Source organism: Streptomyces sp. HSS9-12 (genome assembly GCF_054963655.1).
In genome coordinates, this window is the sequence record NZ_JBUEGC010000036.1 from 55,104 (window position 1) to 71,706 (window position 16,603).

Genomic DNA, 16,603 nt, shown 5'->3' on the forward strand with positions numbered 1-16,603 from the left:
GCACTGTGAGTTGCGCAACCTGAAGCATGTTGCGCTCACAGCAACCGGAGGTTATGCGATGGCGGGACCGCGCGTGGTCATCATCGGAGCGGGCGTCGTAGGGGCGGCGCTGGCCGACGAACTGTCCTCCCGTGGCTGGACCGAGGTGACGGTCGTCGACCAGGGCCCGCTGCCCGCCACCGGCGGGTCGTCGTCCCACGCTCCGGGCCTGGTGTTCCAGACCAACCCTTCGAAGACCATGACCGAACTGGCCCGCTACACCGTCGAGAAGCTCAGCTCTCTCGACGTCGACGGGCAGCCCTGCTTCCTCCAGGTCGGCGGCCTCGAGATCGCCACCACCCCCGAGCGCCTGGCCGAACTCCACCGCCGCCACGGCTGGGTGACCTCCTGGGGCGTCGAGGCCCGGCTGCTGGGCCCGGACGAGTGCGTCGAACTGCACCCACTGGTCAGCCGCGAGCGCGTGCTCGGCGGCCTGCTGATTCCCACCGACGGCCTGGCCAAGGCCGTCCTCGCGGTCGAAGCTCAGCTCCGCGCCGCCAAGGCCCGCGGCGTACGGGTCCTGGGCCGCCACGAAGTCCTCGACATCCGTACCGAGTCCGGCCGCGTCGGCGCCGTCGTCACCGACCAGGGCGCGATCCCCGCGGACATCGTCGTGTGCTGCGCCGGTATCTGGGGCCCCAAGGTCGCCCGCATGGCCGGCATGAACCTGCCCCTGACCCCGCTGGCCCACCAGCTGGCCTGGACTGGGCCCGTGCCGGCGCTCGCCGGGCAGACGCAGGAGGCCGTACGCCCGATCCTGCGCCACCAGGACGCCGACCTGTACTACCGCGACCGCTTCGACCGGCTCGGCATCGGCTACTACGGTCACCGCCCCATGCCCGTCGCCCCCGACGACATCCTCTCCGTCGACGCCGCCGAGCAGATGCCCTCTGTCCTCCGCTTCACCGAGGACGACTTCGCCGACGCCTGGACCGAGACCCGGTCCCTGCTGCCCGCGACCCGCGAGGCAAAGGTCGAGGAAGGCATCAACGGGCTCTTCTCGTTCACCACCGACGGCATGCCGCTGCTCGGCGAATCGCCCGAGGTGAAGGGCTTCTGGGTGGCCGAGGCGGTCTGGGTCACGCACTCCGCCGGCGTCGGCCGCGCCGTGGCCGAATGGCTCGTCGACGGCCACTGCTCCTCGTTCGACCTGCACGAGTGCGACGTCAACCGCTTCGAACCGCACCAGCTGGCCCCCGACTATGTGCTGGCGCGCGACCGTCAGAACTTCGTCGAGGTCTACGACATCCTGCACCCCCTCCAGCCGGCTGGTGCGCCCCGCCCCCTGCGCACCAGCCCCTTCCACCCCCGCCAGCAGGAGCTCGGCGCGTACTTCCTGGAGGCCTCCGGCTGGGAGCGGCCGCAGTGGTACGCCGCCAACGAGCCCCTGCTGACCGGGCGGGAGATCCCGACCCCGAACGACTGGGCCGCGCGCTACTGGTCGCCCATCGTCGGCGCCGAGGCCCACGCCACCCGCGAGAGCGTCGCGATGTACGACATGACCGCGCTGAAGCGCCTCGAGGTCACCGGGCGCGGGGCCGCCGCGTTCCTCCAGCGCATGACCACCGCCAACGTCGACAAGTCCATCGGCTCGGTCACGTACACCCTGATGCTCGACCACGATGGCGGGATCCGGAGCGACATCACCGTCGCCCGGCTCGGCCGCGACCACTTCCAGGTCGGCGCCAACGGCAACCTGGACCTGGACTGGCTCACCCGGCACCTGCCGGACGACAGCTCGGTCGCCGTCCGCGACATCACCGCGGGCACGTGCTGTATCGGGCTGTGGGGACCCAAGGCGCGCGAGGTCCTCCAGCCGCTCGCCGACAGCGACTTCTCCAATGACGGCCTGAAGTACTTCCGGGCCAAGCGTGCCTACATCGGGTCGGTACCCGTCACCGCCATGCGGCTGTCCTACGTCGGCGAGCTCGGCTGGGAGCTGTACACGACCGCCGACATGGGCCTGAAGCTGTGGGACACGCTCTGGGAGGCCGCGCGCCCGTACGGCGGAATCGCCGCCGGGCGCGGCGCCTTCAACAGCCTGCGCCTGGAGAAGGGCTACCGCGCCTTCGGCACCGACATGACCTACGAGCACGACCCGTACGAGGCCGGCGTCGGCTTCGCCGTGAAGATGGACAAGGGCGACTTCATCGGGCGGGCGGCGCTGGAGCGGCGCGCGGCCGACGTACGCCGCCGCCTCACCTGCCTGACCATCGACGACCCGCGCGCCGTCGTCATGGGCAAGGAGCCCGTCTACGACGGCGACCGGCCGGCCGGCTACGTCACCAGCGCCGCATATGGCTACACGATCGGCAAGGGCATCGCCTACGCGTGGCTGCCCGCCGAGCTGGCGACAACCGGCCGCACCCTGCACATCGGCTACTTCGACCAGCGCGTCCCCGCGGTCGTCGCCGAAGAGCCGCTGTTCGACCCGTCGATGTCCCGGCTGCGGGGCTAGCCGGCAGCCGTCCTACTGCTTCCCCTTCCGCAGACCCCTCCCGTCCCCACGACCGAGGCAGGTTGTATGAACGTGCCCGCGCCCCGTGCCGAGGCCCGTGCCGAGGCCCTGCTCGACGCGCCGCTCGCCCAGCTCGACCCGGAGGTGCACGCCGCTGTCCGCGCGGAACTGGTCCGCCAGCAGTCCACCCTGGAAATGATCGCGTCGGAGAACTTCGCCCCGGCCGCGGTCATGGAGGCCCAGGGCTCCGTCCTCACCAACAAGTACGCCGAGGGCTACCCCGGCCGCCGCTACTACGGCGGCTGCGAACACGTCGACGTCACGGAGCGGCTGGCCATCGACCGGGTCAAGGACCTGTTCGGGGCCTCCTACGCCAATGTCCAGCCGCACTCGGGAGCCCAGGCCAACACGGCCGTGTTCTTCGCACTGTTGCGGCCCGGCGACACGATCCTCGGGCTCGACCTCGCGCACGGCGGCCATCTCACGCACGGCATGCGCATCAACTACTCGGGCAAGATGCTGAACGTCGTGCCGTACCACGTCCGTGAGTCGGACTGCCTGGTCGACATGGACGAGGTCGAGCAGCTGGCCAAGGAGCACCGGCCGAAGCTGATCATCGCGGGCTGGTCGGCGTACCCGCGGCAGCTGGACTTCGCCCGCTTCCGGCGGATCGCGGACGAGGTCGGCGCGTATCTGATGGTCGACATGGCGCACTTCGCCGGCCTGGTCGCCGCCGGGCTGCACCCCAACCCCGTGCCGCACGCCCACGTCACCACCACGACCACACACAAGACGCTCGGCGGACCGCGCGGGGGCGTCATCCTCACCGACGACCCCGACCTCGCCAAGAAGATCAACTCGGCGGTGTTTCCCGGGATGCAGGGCGGTCCGCTGGAACACGTCATCGCGGCGAAGGCCGTGTCCTTCAAGGTGGCCGCGTCGCCGGACTTCCGGGAGCGGCAGGCCCGTACGCTCGCGGGCGCGCGGATCCTCGCCGAGCGGCTGACCCGCTCCGACGCGGCGGCCGCCGGAGTGAAGGTACTCACCGACGGCACCGACGTACATCTGGTCCTGGTCGATCTGCGGGAGTCGGAGCTGGACGGCAAGCAAGCCGAAGACCTGCTGCACCGCATCGGTATCACCGTCAACCGCAATGCCGTGCCCTTCGATCCGCGTCCCCCGATGGTCACCTCGGGGCTGCGGATCGGCACGCCCGCACTGGCCACACGTGGCTTCGGCGACGAGGACTTCGCCGAGGTCGCCGATGTGATCGCCCTTGCCCTTCAGCCCGCCCCGGACGTCGTGGGCCTGCGCGCCCGCGTCGAGGCCCTCGCCGTCCGGCACCCGCTCTACCCGCACCTGTCAGGAGACCCGCGATGAGTCCCCGCACCCGCCCCCTACGCCCTGCGGGCGTGGGGGGACCCCCAGGAGCCGATCTGCCTGAACACCCCGACTGGCTGTGGCGCACGCCCGAGCCCAAGCGCTCGTACGACGTGGTGATCGTCGGCGGCGGCGGACACGGCCTGGCGACCGCCCACTACCTGGCCAAGAACCACGGCATCACCAATGTCGCGGTGCTGGAGCGCGGCTGGCTCGCCGGCGGCAACATGGCCCGCAACACCACCATCATCCGCTCCAACTACCTGTGGGACGAGAGCGCGGGGATCTACGAGCACGCGCTCAAGCTGTGGGAGGGGCTCGAGGACGACCTCGACTATCCGATCCTCTTCTCCCAGCGCGGCGTGCTGAACCTGGCGCACAGCCTGCAGGACGTCCGCGACAGCGTGCGACGGGTCGAGGCCAACCGGCTCAACGGCGTGGACGCCGAATGGCTCGACCCGCGGCAGGTCAAGGACGTCTGCCCGATCATCAACATCTCGCCGGGCGTGCGCTACCCGGTCATGGGCGCGACGTACCAGCCGCGCGCGGGGATCGCCAAGCACGACCACGTGGCCTGGGGCCTGGCCCGCGCCGCCGACGCCGCCGGCATCGACCTCATCCAGAACTGCGAGGTCACCGGCATCGATGTGCGGGACGGCCGGGTGACCGGCGTACAGACATCGCTCGGTCCGATCGCCGCGGGCAAGGTGGCGCTGTGCGCGGCCGGACACTCCTCCGTGCTCGCCGCCATGGCCGGATTCGACCTGCCGTTGCAGAGCCACCCGCTGCAGGCCCTGGTCTCCGAGCTGCTGGAGCCCGTGCATCCGACCGTGGTGATGTCCAACGCGGTGCATGTGTACGTCAGCCAGGCGCACAAGGGCGAACTGGTGATGGGGGCGGGCATCGACGCCTACAACGCGTATACGCAGCGGGGCGCCTTCCACATCATCGAACGCCAGATGTCCGCGGCGCTGGAGCTGTTCCCCGTCTTCGCCCGCGCCCATGTGCTGCGCACCTGGGGCGGCATCGTCGACGTCAGCCCGGACGCGTCACCCATTGTCGGGCTCACGCCGGTGGACAACCTGTACCTCAACTGCGGCTGGGGCACCGGTGGCTTCAAGGCCACGCCGGGAGTCGGCTGGGTCTACGCCCACACCATCGCCCACGACGAGCCACACCCACTCAACGCCCCGTTCTCGCTTGACCGTTTCACCACCGGCGCGCTCGTCGACGAGCACGGCGCGGCCGCGGTGGCTCACTGAAGCGAGCCGAAGGGCGCGCCCCTGTCGAAATCCCCCAGCGGTGGTCCCCCCCTCGGCCTGGCAACCCGGGTGGTGCCAGCAGGGGTAGGGTCCAGGCGCCCGGAGGCGAGCGAAGAAAACACCGAGGAGCTTTGCTGATGCTGCTCATTTCATGCCCCTGGTGCGGGCCTCGTGACGAGGCCGAGTTCCACTACGGCGGTCAGGCGCACGTGCCGTACCCCGAGGACCCCACGGCCCTCACGGACGAAGAGTGGGCCCGTTACCTGTTCTTCCGCGACAATCCCAAGGGCAGGTTCCCGGAGCGGTGGAACCACGCGGCAGGCTGCCGCCGCTGGTTCAACGCGGTCCGCGACACGGCGACCAACGAGATTTCGGCGGTCTACCGTGTCGGCGACCCTCGCCCGTCACCCGGTTCCGGACAGTCGTCCCTCCGGGGCGATGGGGGTCCCCCCGGGAGGAGTCTGAGGGAGGGTGGGCACAACCGGCCCGCAGCCGGAAACGGCGCGCAGACCGATGGCGGGGGGCCGGGGCCTGACGGGCGGCTTGCGCCCGGTGGCCGGGTTGTGCCAGCCCGCCCCCACAGCTTCGCGTGGGGGGACCCCCAGCTCGCTTCGCTCGCCTCAGGGGGGCGGTCTACCCGCAGCCCGGAGAAGCCCCGCACGGGCGAGACGCAGCCGTTCCGCCTCCGTACCGGCGGCCGAATCGACCGCAGCGAATCCCTCCGCTTCGTCTTCGACGGCACCCCGTACGAGGGCCACCGCGGCGACACCCTCGCCTCCGCCCTGCTCGCCAACGGCGTGCACCAGGCGGGCACCAGCGTCAAACTCGGCCGCCCGCGCGGGATATTCGCCGCGGGCAGCGAGGAGCCGAACGCCGTCGTGCAGATCGAGGAACCGTTCCCTGAGCCGATGCTGCCGGCCACGACCGTCGAGTTGTACGACGGGCTCGTGGCAAGCAGCCTGCCCGGCCAGGGACGGTTGGCGACCGAACCGGACCCGGCCCGCTACGACGCCGTGCACGCCCATTGCGACGTACTGGTCGTCGGCGCGGGCCCGGCCGGTCTGGCCGCCGCCGTCGCGGCCGCCCGCACCGGCGCCCGCGTGATCCTCGCCGACGAGCGGCCGGAGCTCGGCGGCAGCCTGCTCGGCGAGAATCGGCTGCCGGACTGGGCCGCCGAGGCCGGCGACGAACTGTACGCCGCCCCCGAGACCCGGGTCCTCCTGCGCACCACGGTCTTCGGCTACTACGACGACAACTACGTCCTGGCCGTCGAACGCCGCACCAACCACCTCGGCGACCGGGCACCCGCCCACGTCGCGCGCGAGCGCGTCTGGCGCATCCGCGCGCGCCAGGTCGTCCTGGCGACCGGCGCGCACGAACGCTCCCTCGCCTTCGCCGACAACGACCGGCCCGGTGTCATGCTCGCCGGCGCCGCCCGCACCTACGCGAACCGGTTCGGCGTCCTCCCGGGCCGCCGCGCGGTCGTCTTCACCACCAACGACAGCGCGTACGCCGCCGCACTGGACCTCGCCGCCGCGGGTGTAGAGATCGCGGCGGTCGTCGACGCCCGGCCGGAGCCGGGGTACTGGGCACGCCGCGCGGCGCAGGCCGGCATCGAGGTGCTGCACGCTCACGCCGTGACCGGCACCGTCGGCGAGACACACGTGGAGTCGGTGACCGTCGCCCCTCTCGGCGAGGATTCGCCCGCCCGCACCATCCCCGCCGACCTCCTGCTCGTCTCCGGCGGCTGGAACCCCGCTGTCCATCTCTTCAGTCAAGCGGGCGGGAAGCTGCGGTACGACGACGCGCTCGGCTCGTTCGTCCCGGACAGCTGCCGCCAGGCGGTACAGGTCGCCGGCGCCGCCCGCGGCGTCCTCGACCTGCCGGGATGCCTGGCCGACGGCGCGGCCGCCGGATCCCGCGCGGTCGAGGCCGAGGGCTTCCCCGCTCCCGAACCGCTCCCGGTCCCTGCGGCGCCCGAAGAGACCGGGGCACCCGCCGCGCACCTGTGGGTCATCCCCGGAGCGGACCCCGCCCGCAGCTTCGTGGACCTCCAACGCGACGTCACCGTCGCCGACTTGGCGCGCGCCACCGGCGCGGGAATGCGGTCGGTCGAGCACGTCAAGCGCTACACCACGGCGGGCACTGCCCACGACCAGGGCAAGACCTCCGGCGTGCTGGCCGGCGGCGTCATCGCGCACCTGCTCGGCGTCGACATCAGCGACCTCGGCACAACGACCTTCCGCGCCCCGTACACCCCCGTCTCCTTCGCCGCGCTCGCCGGGCGCGACCGCGGTGCGCTCCACGACCCCGTCCGCGTCACCGCCCTGCACGACTGGCATGTGGCGCACGGCGCGGAGTTCGAGAACGTCGGGCAGTGGAAGCGGCCGTGGTACTACCCGCAGGACGGCGAGGACATGGCGGCGGCCGTGCAGCGTGAGTGCCGCGCCGCCCGCGAAGGCGTCGCGTTCATGGACGCCTCCACCCTCGGCAAGATCGATGTGCAGGGCCCGGACGCGGGGGTGTTCCTGGACCGGCTCTACACCAACATGATGAGCACCCTGAAGGTCGGCATGATCCGCTACGGCGTGATGTGCCGCGCCGATGGGATGGTCTTCGACGACGGCACCGTCATCCGGCTTGCCGACGACCACTTCCTGGTCACGACCACGACGGGCAACGCGGCCGCCGTCCTCGACTGGATGGAGGAGTGGCTCCAGACGGAGTGGCCCGAACTGCGCGTGCACTGCACGTCCGTCACCGAGCAGTGGGCCACCGTCGCCCTGGTCGGGCCACGCTCCCGCGAGGTGCTGGCCGCACTCGCCCCCGGCCTCGCCGTAGACGCCGCCGGCTTCCCGTTCATGGCCTGGCGCGACACCGAGGTCGCCGGAATCCCCGCACGGGTGTGCCGTATCAGCTTCTCGGGCGAGCTGGCATACGAGATCAACGTGCTGCCGTGGGACGTGACCGCGCTGTGGGAGGCGCTGTACGAGGCGGGGCGGCCCCTGGGCATCACGCCGTACGGCACCGAGACCATGCACGTCCTGCGGGCCGAAAAGGGCTATCCGATCGTCGGCCAGGACACCGACGGCACCGTCACCCCGCAGGACCTGGGCATGAGCTGGGTGGTGTCGAAGAAGAAGGCCGACTTCATCGGCAAGCGCTCCTACGCCCGCGCCGACACCAGCCGCCCCGACCGCAAGCACCTCGTCGGTCTCCTCCCGGACGACCCCAGCACCCTGCTGCCCGAAGGCACGCACCTGGTCGCCGATGCCCATCTCCCTGCCCCGCCGGTGCCGATGCTGGGGCACGTCACGTCCAGCTACCGCAGCGCCGCGCTCGGGCGGACCTTCGCGCTCGCCCTCGTCAAGGGCGGCCGGGACCGTATCGGTGACCGGCTCTACGCCCCCGTCGGCGGCGCGCTGGTCCCGGTGACGGTCGCCAGTCCCGTTCTCTACGACCCCGAGGGGGCACGCCGCGATGGCTGACACCGCACACCGCCGCAGCCCGTTGTCGCACGCCGCGGGCCGATTCGCCGCCGCCACCCGTGCCTCGGGTGGAGAGCTGCGCCTGGCGGAACTCCCGTATCTCACCCAGATCGATGTGCGCCTCGAGCCCAAGGGTCCGGCGGCGGACGCCGTCGGACTGGCGCTGGGGTTCCCGCTGCCACTGGAGCCGAACACCGTCACCCGTGGCGGTGGCCTGGCGGCGCTGTGGCTGGGGCCCGACGAATGGCTTGTCGTCGCCCCGCCCGGCAGCGGGCCCGATCTCCAGGCCCGGCTGCGCGCGGCCATCGGTGAAGAGGACGCCGCCGTGGTCGACGTCTCGGCGCAGCGCACCACGCTGCTCGTCGGCGGGATCCGAGCCCGCGATCTGCTGGCCCACGGCTGCTCCCTCGACCTGCATCCGCGGTCCTTCGGCGCGGGACGCTGCGCACAGACCACTCTGGCCCGGGCGCAGGTGGTGCTGGTGCCACGGGACGAGTACAAGCCCGGCTTCTGGGTGCTGGTGCGGTCCTCGTTCGCCTGCTACCTGGCCGACTGGCTGCTTGACGCCGCCTCGGAGTACGTCTCCGGCTGAGGCCCGCCCGACTCCGGCTGAGGCCCGCCCGACGGTCGCCGCTCAGCGCCCCCGCGGGAGGCGGCTGAGCGAGCGCGGACGCCTTCACGCCTGCGACAGGCGCCGCCCGGAGGGCCGCGACCGCGATGCGGCCCGGACTTCCCGCCGTGCCCTGCGCCGCTCCCGGCGCAGGGCACGCGCCGTACTGCTGGGCACGGACACCACGCCATTCCGCTGGTTCCACACCTGCCGGGTCACCCATACGTCCAGCACGCTCCAGGTGGCGACGACCGTACCGCCGATCGCCGCCAGCACAGCCGGGAACGCGAACCACGAGCCGGCGAGCGTGAACAGGGTGGCGATCATCGCCTGAAGCAGCGTCACCGCCACGATGAGGAGAGCGCGCACCGAGGCCGTGCGGACCGGATCGGGGGTCGGCGGTCTGAGGGCGGGTTCCACGGTCCACAGTGGCTTTCCGTCGCTTGTGCCGATGTCCGGTTCGCTGCGCATGTGAGCTCGCTCCCTCCGCGTGGGGGATGGTTCCGGCCGGGCGCGTGCGGGCTCCGCGCCGAAGTCCGGCGGGAGTGCCCGACCTTGGGTGGGTGCCCGGCTTGCGCCGGATTGAAAAGCCAGATGCGGGAGGGAATCCCCCGCCACCCCCACAAGGATCACGAACCAGCCGTGTCTCGGTTCCCCGGCAGGCACGGCGTTTTCGGTCAAAGGGGCGCTGGAACACCGGCGTTACCGGCGGGCGCCTGCGCCCGCGGGCAGGGTGCGATGTCCGGTCATCAATGGACAACTGATGACGAGACGCGCAGCGAAGGCCCGGTGGACGTGTGGTCTTGTCTTCGAGTTGTCCATCCTCCAGTAGTAGGCTCGCGCCGTTTACAGACGGAACACCACTCCCGCCCGCCGGGGTTGACGTAGGGGAGGCCATGCGCTTTCGCGGGAAGTCCATCCGCAGGAAGATCGTGGGGCTGCTTCTGGTGCCGTTGGTGTCCCTGACCGCCATGTGGGCGTTCTCCAGCGTGCTCACCGGCCGGGACGCGCTGCAACTGCTGGATGTCGCCGAAGTGGTGAACAAGGTCGGTTACCCGACCGAGGGCGCCGTCCAAGCGCTTCAGCAGGAGCGCCGCCAGACCCTCGTCTACCTCGCCGACCCCCGCGGCGCGGATGCGCTGGTCAAACTGCACCGCATCGAGCGGGCCACCGACAAGGTCCTGGAACGGTTCCGCCGCAACGTCGAGAGCGAGGGCCAGAGCGACGCACGGTCCGGCTCCGGGGCCCAGCTCGCCGCGCTCGTCGAAGGCATGGACAGCCTGGACGTCCTGCGCGCCAAGGTGGAAGAGGGCACGATCACCCGCAACGGCGCATTCGCCGCCTACAACGAGATCGTCGACCCCTGCTACGACTTCCTCGCCGCACTCCACGCCGGCGACGACGTGAAACTGGACCGGGAGGGCCATGCGCTCGTCGGCATCACCCGCGCCCGCGAAACCCTCTCCCGCGAGGACGCCCTGCTCTCCTCCGCGCTCGTCGCCGGCCACATGACCGCCGGGGACCTGCGTAACCTCTCCGACCGGATCGCCGAACGCAAGCTGCTCTACGCCACCAACCTGCCGGTGCTCCCGGACGACGAAGGCGCTGCTTTTGAGCGGTACTGGAACGGCGCGGCCACCGCTGACCTCCGCTCCGCGGAGCAGCGCGTCATCGACGCCGGCCCCGAAGGCGCCGCCGAGGCGGTCAACCCCGAGCGCTGGCACGCCGCCGTCAGCCCGGTCCTCGACGAGCTCAACCGCAAGGGCATCCACGTCGGAGACCGCTACCAGGAACGCCTCGAGCCCTTCGCCGTCCACATCCTCGTCAGGGCCGGCATAGCCGGTGTCCTCGGGTTCGTCGCCCTGGTGGTCTCCGTCGTCCTCTCCTTCCGTATCGGCCGCGGCCTGGTCCGTGACCTGACGCAGCTGCGCAAGGAGGCGAACGAGGTCGCCGGTGTGCGGCTGCCCAGCGTGATGCGCCGCCTGGCCGCCGGGGAAGAGGTCGACGTCGAGACCGAGGCACCCCGCCTGACCTACGGCCAGGACGAGATCGGCCAGGTCGGCCAGGCCCTCAACACCCTGCAGCGGGCCGCGTTCGAAGCCGCGGTGAAGCAGTCCGAGTTGCGCCGCGGGGTCTCGGAAGTCTTCGTCAACATCGCCCGCCGCAGCCAAGTTCTGCTGCACCGCCAGTTGACGCTCCTGGACACCATGGAGCGGCGCACCGAGGACGCCGACGAGCTGGCCGACCTGTTCCGCCTCGACCACATGACCACCCGTATGCGCCGGCACGCGGAAGGCCTCGTCATCCTCTCCGGGGCAGCCCCCTCCCGCCAGTGGCGCAAGCCGGTCAAACTGATGGACGTGGTACGTGCCGCCGTCGCGGAGGTGGAGGACTACGAGCGCATCGAGGTGCGCCGGCTGCCGAGGATCGCGGTGGGCGGTCCGGCGGTGGCCGACCTCACCCACCTCATCGCCGAACTCCTCGAGAACGCCACCGTCTTCTCGCCCCCGCACACCGCCGTGCAGGTCCTCGGCGAGCGGGTCGTCAACGGCTTCACCCTCGAAATCCACGACCGTGGCCTGGGCATGGCCCCCGAGGTGCTGCTGGACGCCAATCTCCGGCTCGCCGAGACCGCCGAGTTCGAACTCTCCGACACCGACCGGCTCGGCCTGTTCGTCGTCAGCCGCCTTGCCCGTCGCCACGGGGTCCGCGTCTCGCTGCAGCCCTCCCCGTACGGCGGCACCACCGCGGTCGTCTTCATCCCCGCCGCACTGCTCACCGGCCCCAAGACCGCCGCCGCCGGCAGCGACGAGGAGGAGACGGGCGAGCAGGAGCTGCCCGGCGGCAGGTTCGCGGCGCTCAGCCAGAGCCCCATCCCGCTGGCCGGCACGTCTCGCACCCCCGAGGTCCTCGACGGCCCGGTCGAACTCGAGGCACCGCTCGGCACCCTGGACGAGGAGGATGAGGAGGGCATCATCGTCCGAAACGGGCACCGGGACTTCCGGCCCACCGAGCGCACCACGTCCCCGGAACAGCACCAGCAGGCCCGCGACGCCGCCGGTGACGACGGCCTGGAACCGGCACGCCCCGGCGAACTCACCCCACTGCCGCGCCGCCGTTCGCGGGTCCGGGCCTCCGACCACGGCCGGCCGGCCAAGGCACAAGAGCATGGCGACGCCGACGAGCCGAGCGAGGCGAAGGAGCGCCCCGAACCTGTGAACACCACCCCCCACACCACCGGGGGAGGGCTGCCCCGCCGGGTACGGCAGGCCAGCCTGGCCCCCCAGCTGAAGGCCGAGCCCGGTCCCCCACCCGGGCAGGACGCCACCACAGACCCCGAAGCGGAGCGTGACGCCGAGGCGGTGAGGTCCCGAATGGCCTCCCTCCAGCGCGGCTGGCAACGCGGACGGGCCCACACCGGCGAGGACACCGGTTCCGCCGGTGACAGAGCACCACGAACGACATCGGAGGGGAACGGGCGATGACCGCACGGAACACCAGCGCACAGAACGCTTCAACGAGCGGATCCGGCGAACTCAACTGGCTCCTCGACGAGCTGGTCGAGCGCGTCGGCAGCATCCGCAAGGCGCTGGTGCTCTCCGGCGACGGACTGCCGAGGGGCACCTCGAAGGATCTGCCCCGGGAGGACGGCGAACACCTGGCCGCCGTGGCCTCCGGCTTCCACAGCCTGGCCAAGGGCGTCGGCCGCCACTTCGCCGCGGGCAGGGTCCGCCAGACCGTCGTCGAGCTCGACGAAGCGTTCCTGTTCGTCACCGCCGCCGGCGACGGCAGCTGCCTGGCGGTGCTGGCCGACGCCGACTCCGACGTCGGCCGGATCGCGTACGAGATGACCCTGATGGTCAAGCGAGTGGGTGCGCATCTGGGCACGGCCCCGAGGGCCGGCCTGTCCGCCGGAGGATGACGGGGCGCTATGAGCCGAGCCGGGCAGGAGGCGGGGCACTGGTTCGACGACGACGCGGGACCGGTCGTACGCCCCTACGCCATGACCCGCGGCCGTACCCGCAGCGCGGCTGAGGAGACGCTCGATCTGATCGCGCTGGTCGTCGCCGAGAGCAGGAACGGTGCCGGCTACGACGACGCGGGTGTCGACAGCACCCTCTCCCACGAACACCTGGACATCGTCGAGCTGTGCCGCGAGGTGCCGCAGTCGGTCGCGGAGCTGGCGGCCGAACTGGACCTTCCGGTCGGCGTCGTCCGGGTGCTCATCGGGGATCTGATCGACGCGGAACTGGTCCGCGTCTCCCGGCCCGTACCGCCGGCGGAACTGCCGGACGAGAGCATCCTGCGCGATGTGATCAACGGTCTACGGGCACTGTGACAGGGCCGCGGTCGGATACGACCGCGGCCTCTCGCAACCAACTCGTATGGCCCAACGCAGGGGCCGGTGATCGCGTCGCTACCACGGGGGGCGATGTGCGAGGCGATAGCGTCACGCCGTCCTGGTGATGTGAACTCCCAGGCAGCGACCACGCGAGGAGTACATCGTGCTCAAGGGCTTCAAGAACTTCCTCATGCGCGGTGACGTCATCGTGGTAGCGGTGGGACTGGTCATCGCGCTGGCGTTCAGCACCCTGATCAAGGCGTTCACCGACTTCGTGATCAATCCGATCATCGCGAGTCTGCAGGGCGGCGCCGCGGTGGGACTGGGCTGGCAGCTCGGCAATCCCGGCAACAGGGCCACCTATCTTGACATCGGCTCGTTTATCTCCGCTCTCATCTACTTCGTCATCTTCGTGGCGGTGGTCTACTTCCTCATCGTCGTGCCCTACAAGGTCCTCCAGGCCCGGCGCGGTGTCACCGTCTTCGGCGAACCAGGCCCCGTCAAGACCTGCCCGGCATGCCAGTCCGACGACCTGTCGGCCGCCGCCACCAAGTGCAAGTACTGCGGCAGCGAACAGCCCGCGGCACCAGGCAAATGACATGGCGTCAGCCCTGGAGTACGGGGCCCGGGGCCGGTGCTCCCCGTCGTGAGCGACGGCATGACCGGGCGTGAGGTCGGCACCCTGGTGCTGCTGCGGCACGCCAAGTCGGCCTGGCCGGAGGGAGTCCCCGACCACGAGCGGCCGCTGTCCGGGCGCGGCCGCCGGGACGCGCCTGCGGCCGGACGCTGGCTCCGCCAGGCCGGTCTGGAGCTCGACCTGGTGCTGTGTTCCACGGCCCTGCGGGCGCGGCAGACCTGGGAACTGGCGGCGGCCGAGCTGGAGGCCGCCCCGCCGGTCCGGCTCGAGGACGAGCTGTACCGGGCAGGCGCCGACGAGCTGTTGGACGTGGTGCGCGGGCTGCGGCAGGTCAGGACCGTACTCCTCGTCGCCCACAATCCCGGCATCCAGGACCTGGTTCTGAGCCTGGCCGGTGACGGCTACGGGGACGCCCTGGAGCGGGCCGAGCTCAAGTACCCCACAGCCGCCATCGCCGTGCTGGTCTTCGCCGGGGACTGGCCACAGCTCGGCCCAGGCCGGGCATATCTCGCCGACTTCGCCGTACCCCGCGGCTCGCGTACAGACAGCTGAACGGATCGGAGGATCGATGTGAAGAGCCGTAGCCCGCTTGGCGTCCTCACCACCGCTCTGCTGTCCGGCGGTTGGCTTCTGCTCGCCGCCGGGCCACAGGGTGCCAGGGCCGAAGCCGCCACACCCGCCGTCCCCTTCGGCAGCCACCCCGTCTCGTACGCCTCCGGCACCCTGAAGCCGTCGGGGGACCAGAGGGTCAACGACAGCAGAGTCGTGGACTTCTACCGGCGCTGGAAGGCGAACTTCGTCAAGCAGAACTGCGGCAACGGCTGGTACGAGGTCTACGCCGCCGACGCCGGCCATCCCTATGTCGCCGAGGCGCAGGGCTATGGACTGGTGATCACCGCGACCATGGCGGGTGCCGACCCCGACGCCAAGAAGATCTTCGACGGCATTCTCACTTACGTTCTCGCGCACCCGTCGGTGAACAATCCCGATCTGCACGCCGCCGCGCAGGACAGCAGCTGCCGCAGCGTCGGCGGCAAGGACTCCGCGACGGACGGCGACCTGGACATCGCGTACGGGCTGCTGCTCGCCGACCGGCAGTGGGGCAGCTCGGGGACGTACAACTACAAGTCCCTCGCGGTGAAGCGGATCAACGCCATCAAGAAGAGCGAGCTGCACAGCGGCAGCAAGCTGATGAAGCTCGGTGACTGGTCCTCTGGCGGTTACGACTCCATCTCCCGCAGCTCCGACTGGATGCTCGGCCACTTCAGGGCGTTCAAGAAGGCGACCGGCGACCCGGCCTGGGACGCCGTCCTGGCCAAGCACCAGTCCGTCATCGCTGCCCTTCAGTCGCGGTACTCCGCGGGCACCGGGCTGCTCCCGGACTTCGTCGTCGACACCACCACCGATCCCAGGCCCGCACCCGGCCAGGTCCTGGAGAGCCCGCACGACGGGGACTACCACTGGAATGCCTGCCGCGACCCCTGGCACATCGGCACGGACGCGGTGGTCAGCGGCGACGGCAGGTCCCGTACGGCCGCCCGCAGGCTGAACTCCTGGGCCAAGTCGGCGACGGGCGGGGACCCAACGAAGATCGCCTCCGGCTACAAGCTCAACGGCACCGCCTACGGCAACGGCAATCCGCCTGCCTTCTTCGCCCCCTTCGCGGTCGCCGCGATGACCGACACCGGCAGCCAGGCCTGGCTGGACGCGCTCTGGCAGCAGATGATCGGCACCCCGCCCACCGCGACCGGCTACTACTCGGCCAGTGTGCAGCTGCAGTCGATGCTGGTCGTCACCCACAACTACTGGACTCCGTGAGACCGGCTGCCGATCGGACGGTTGCGATGGAATACGGGACCGGGACTGGCGGGTTTCCTCGCCGTGGACAACGACTGCCCGGATGCGGCGCAGCGCCGTATGACGTGCATCGAGGTCGGGTCGGTGCTCCAGTGCTACCTGGACGGGGAGACCGACGGCGGCACCGCGCGGCGCGTCGCCGAGCATCTGGCCGACTGCCACCCCTGCGGGCTGGAGCTGACCGTCTACGAGGGCATCGAGCAGGTGCTGTCCCAGGGCCCGGTCCTGGACACCGATGCGGTGGCACGTCTGCGCACCTTCGGCGAGGCGCTGCTGCACGGCCCGGGTGTGCCGGAGGGCGGCGGTATCTCGGATCAGCGCTCGCACCCGCCCGCTTGGGGCGCGTGATCACAGCCGAGGTGTCCCGTCCAGTACCTGTTCGGTCACACGGTCTTTCCGTCGCGCGTGTACCGGGGGCCCCAGTGGTCCGTGAGCTGGGCCACCGGGAAGAGGCCACGGCCGCCCTCGTCCGTGCTGCGGGCCGGCTACCCGGCGAGGTACGGCCCTGTGGGGGAGTACGGGCGTTCTGG

General features: G+C 71.1%; 13 protein-coding genes. 12 read left to right on the forward strand and 1 reads right to left on the reverse strand.

All coding sequences use genetic code 11. From position 1 onward, the window contains the following. Positions 1-58: 58 nt before the first annotated feature. The 5 genes from ACY34J_RS19630 (at position 59) to ACY34J_RS19650 (ending at position 9,219) form a co-directional block, all read left to right on the forward strand. Positions 59-2,497: a GcvT family protein gene (locus ACY34J_RS19630; RefSeq protein WP_462727758.1), complete on the forward strand. Its 2,439-nt coding sequence runs from the start codon at positions 59-61 to the stop codon at positions 2,495-2,497. 72 nt (positions 2,498-2,569) lie between these two features. Then, on the forward strand, positions 2,570-3,877 hold the full coding sequence (gene glyA / locus ACY34J_RS19635) for a serine hydroxymethyltransferase (protein WP_462727757.1): 1,308 nt from the start codon (positions 2,570-2,572) through the stop codon (positions 3,875-3,877). Then, on the forward strand, positions 3,874-5,139 hold the full coding sequence (locus tag ACY34J_RS19640; RefSeq protein WP_462727756.1) for a sarcosine oxidase subunit beta family protein: 1,266 nt from the start codon (positions 3,874-3,876) through the stop codon (positions 5,137-5,139). The genes glyA and ACY34J_RS19640 overlap by 4 nt, the downstream gene beginning before the upstream one ends. Before the next feature lie 137 nt (positions 5,140-5,276). Then, positions 5,277-8,627, forward strand: coding sequence for a sarcosine oxidase subunit alpha family protein (locus ACY34J_RS19645; protein ID WP_462727755.1), 3,351 nt, complete (start codon positions 5,277-5,279; stop codon positions 8,625-8,627). Beyond that, positions 8,620-9,219 (forward strand): sarcosine oxidase subunit gamma, encoded by a 600-nt coding sequence (locus tag ACY34J_RS19650; protein WP_462727754.1) that lies wholly within the window; start codon positions 8,620-8,622, stop codon positions 9,217-9,219. Before ACY34J_RS19645 ends, ACY34J_RS19650 begins: the two co-directional genes overlap by 8 nt. An 84-nt stretch (positions 9,220-9,303) precedes the next feature. On the opposite strand, the gene ACY34J_RS19655 is transcribed toward ACY34J_RS19650, so the two are convergent. Next, positions 9,304-9,708, reverse strand: coding sequence for a hypothetical protein (locus ACY34J_RS19655; protein ID WP_462727753.1), 405 nt, complete (start codon positions 9,706-9,708; stop codon positions 9,304-9,306). Between the two features lie 425 nt (positions 9,709-10,133). On the opposite strand from ACY34J_RS19655, the gene ACY34J_RS19660 reads away from it, so the two are divergent. The 7 genes from ACY34J_RS19660 to ACY34J_RS19690 all read left to right on the forward strand — a co-directional run bounded on the left by ACY34J_RS19660 (position 10,134) and on the right by ACY34J_RS19690 (position 16,421). Continuing rightward, positions 10,134-12,722 carry a sensor histidine kinase gene (locus ACY34J_RS19660; protein ID WP_462727752.1) on the forward strand — a complete coding sequence of 863 codons (2,589 nt, stop codon included), beginning with the start codon at positions 10,134-10,136 and terminating at the stop codon, positions 12,720-12,722. Continuing rightward, the gene (locus tag ACY34J_RS19665; RefSeq protein ID WP_462727751.1) at positions 12,719-13,159 is read left to right on the forward strand and encodes a roadblock/LC7 domain-containing protein; all 441 of its coding nucleotides are present in this window, start codon (positions 12,719-12,721) and stop codon (positions 13,157-13,159) included. Before ACY34J_RS19660 ends, ACY34J_RS19665 begins: the two co-directional genes overlap by 4 nt. Before the next feature lie 9 nt (positions 13,160-13,168). Further along, entirely contained in the window at positions 13,169-13,576 is a 408-nt protein-coding gene (locus ACY34J_RS19670) for a DUF742 domain-containing protein (protein WP_462727750.1), read from the forward strand. A gap of 166 nt (positions 13,577-13,742) precedes the next feature. After that, a complete protein-coding gene (locus ACY34J_RS19675) occupies positions 13,743-14,177 on the forward strand; it encodes a large conductance mechanosensitive channel protein MscL (protein ID WP_462727749.1) in 435 nt (144 codons plus the stop codon). A 60-nt stretch (positions 14,178-14,237) separates the two neighbouring features. Continuing rightward, entirely contained in the window at positions 14,238-14,768 is a 531-nt protein-coding gene (locus ACY34J_RS19680) for a SixA phosphatase family protein (protein ID WP_462727796.1), read from the forward strand. 18 nt (positions 14,769-14,786) lie between these two features. Next, positions 14,787-16,034: a glycosyl hydrolase family 8 gene (locus ACY34J_RS19685; protein WP_462727748.1), complete on the forward strand. Its 1,248-nt coding sequence runs from the start codon at positions 14,787-14,789 to the stop codon at positions 16,032-16,034. 63 nt (positions 16,035-16,097) lie between these two features. Continuing rightward, a complete protein-coding gene (locus ACY34J_RS19690; protein ID WP_462727747.1) occupies positions 16,098-16,421 on the forward strand; it encodes an anti-sigma factor family protein in 324 nt (107 codons plus the stop codon). Positions 16,422-16,603 lie beyond the last annotated feature (182 nt).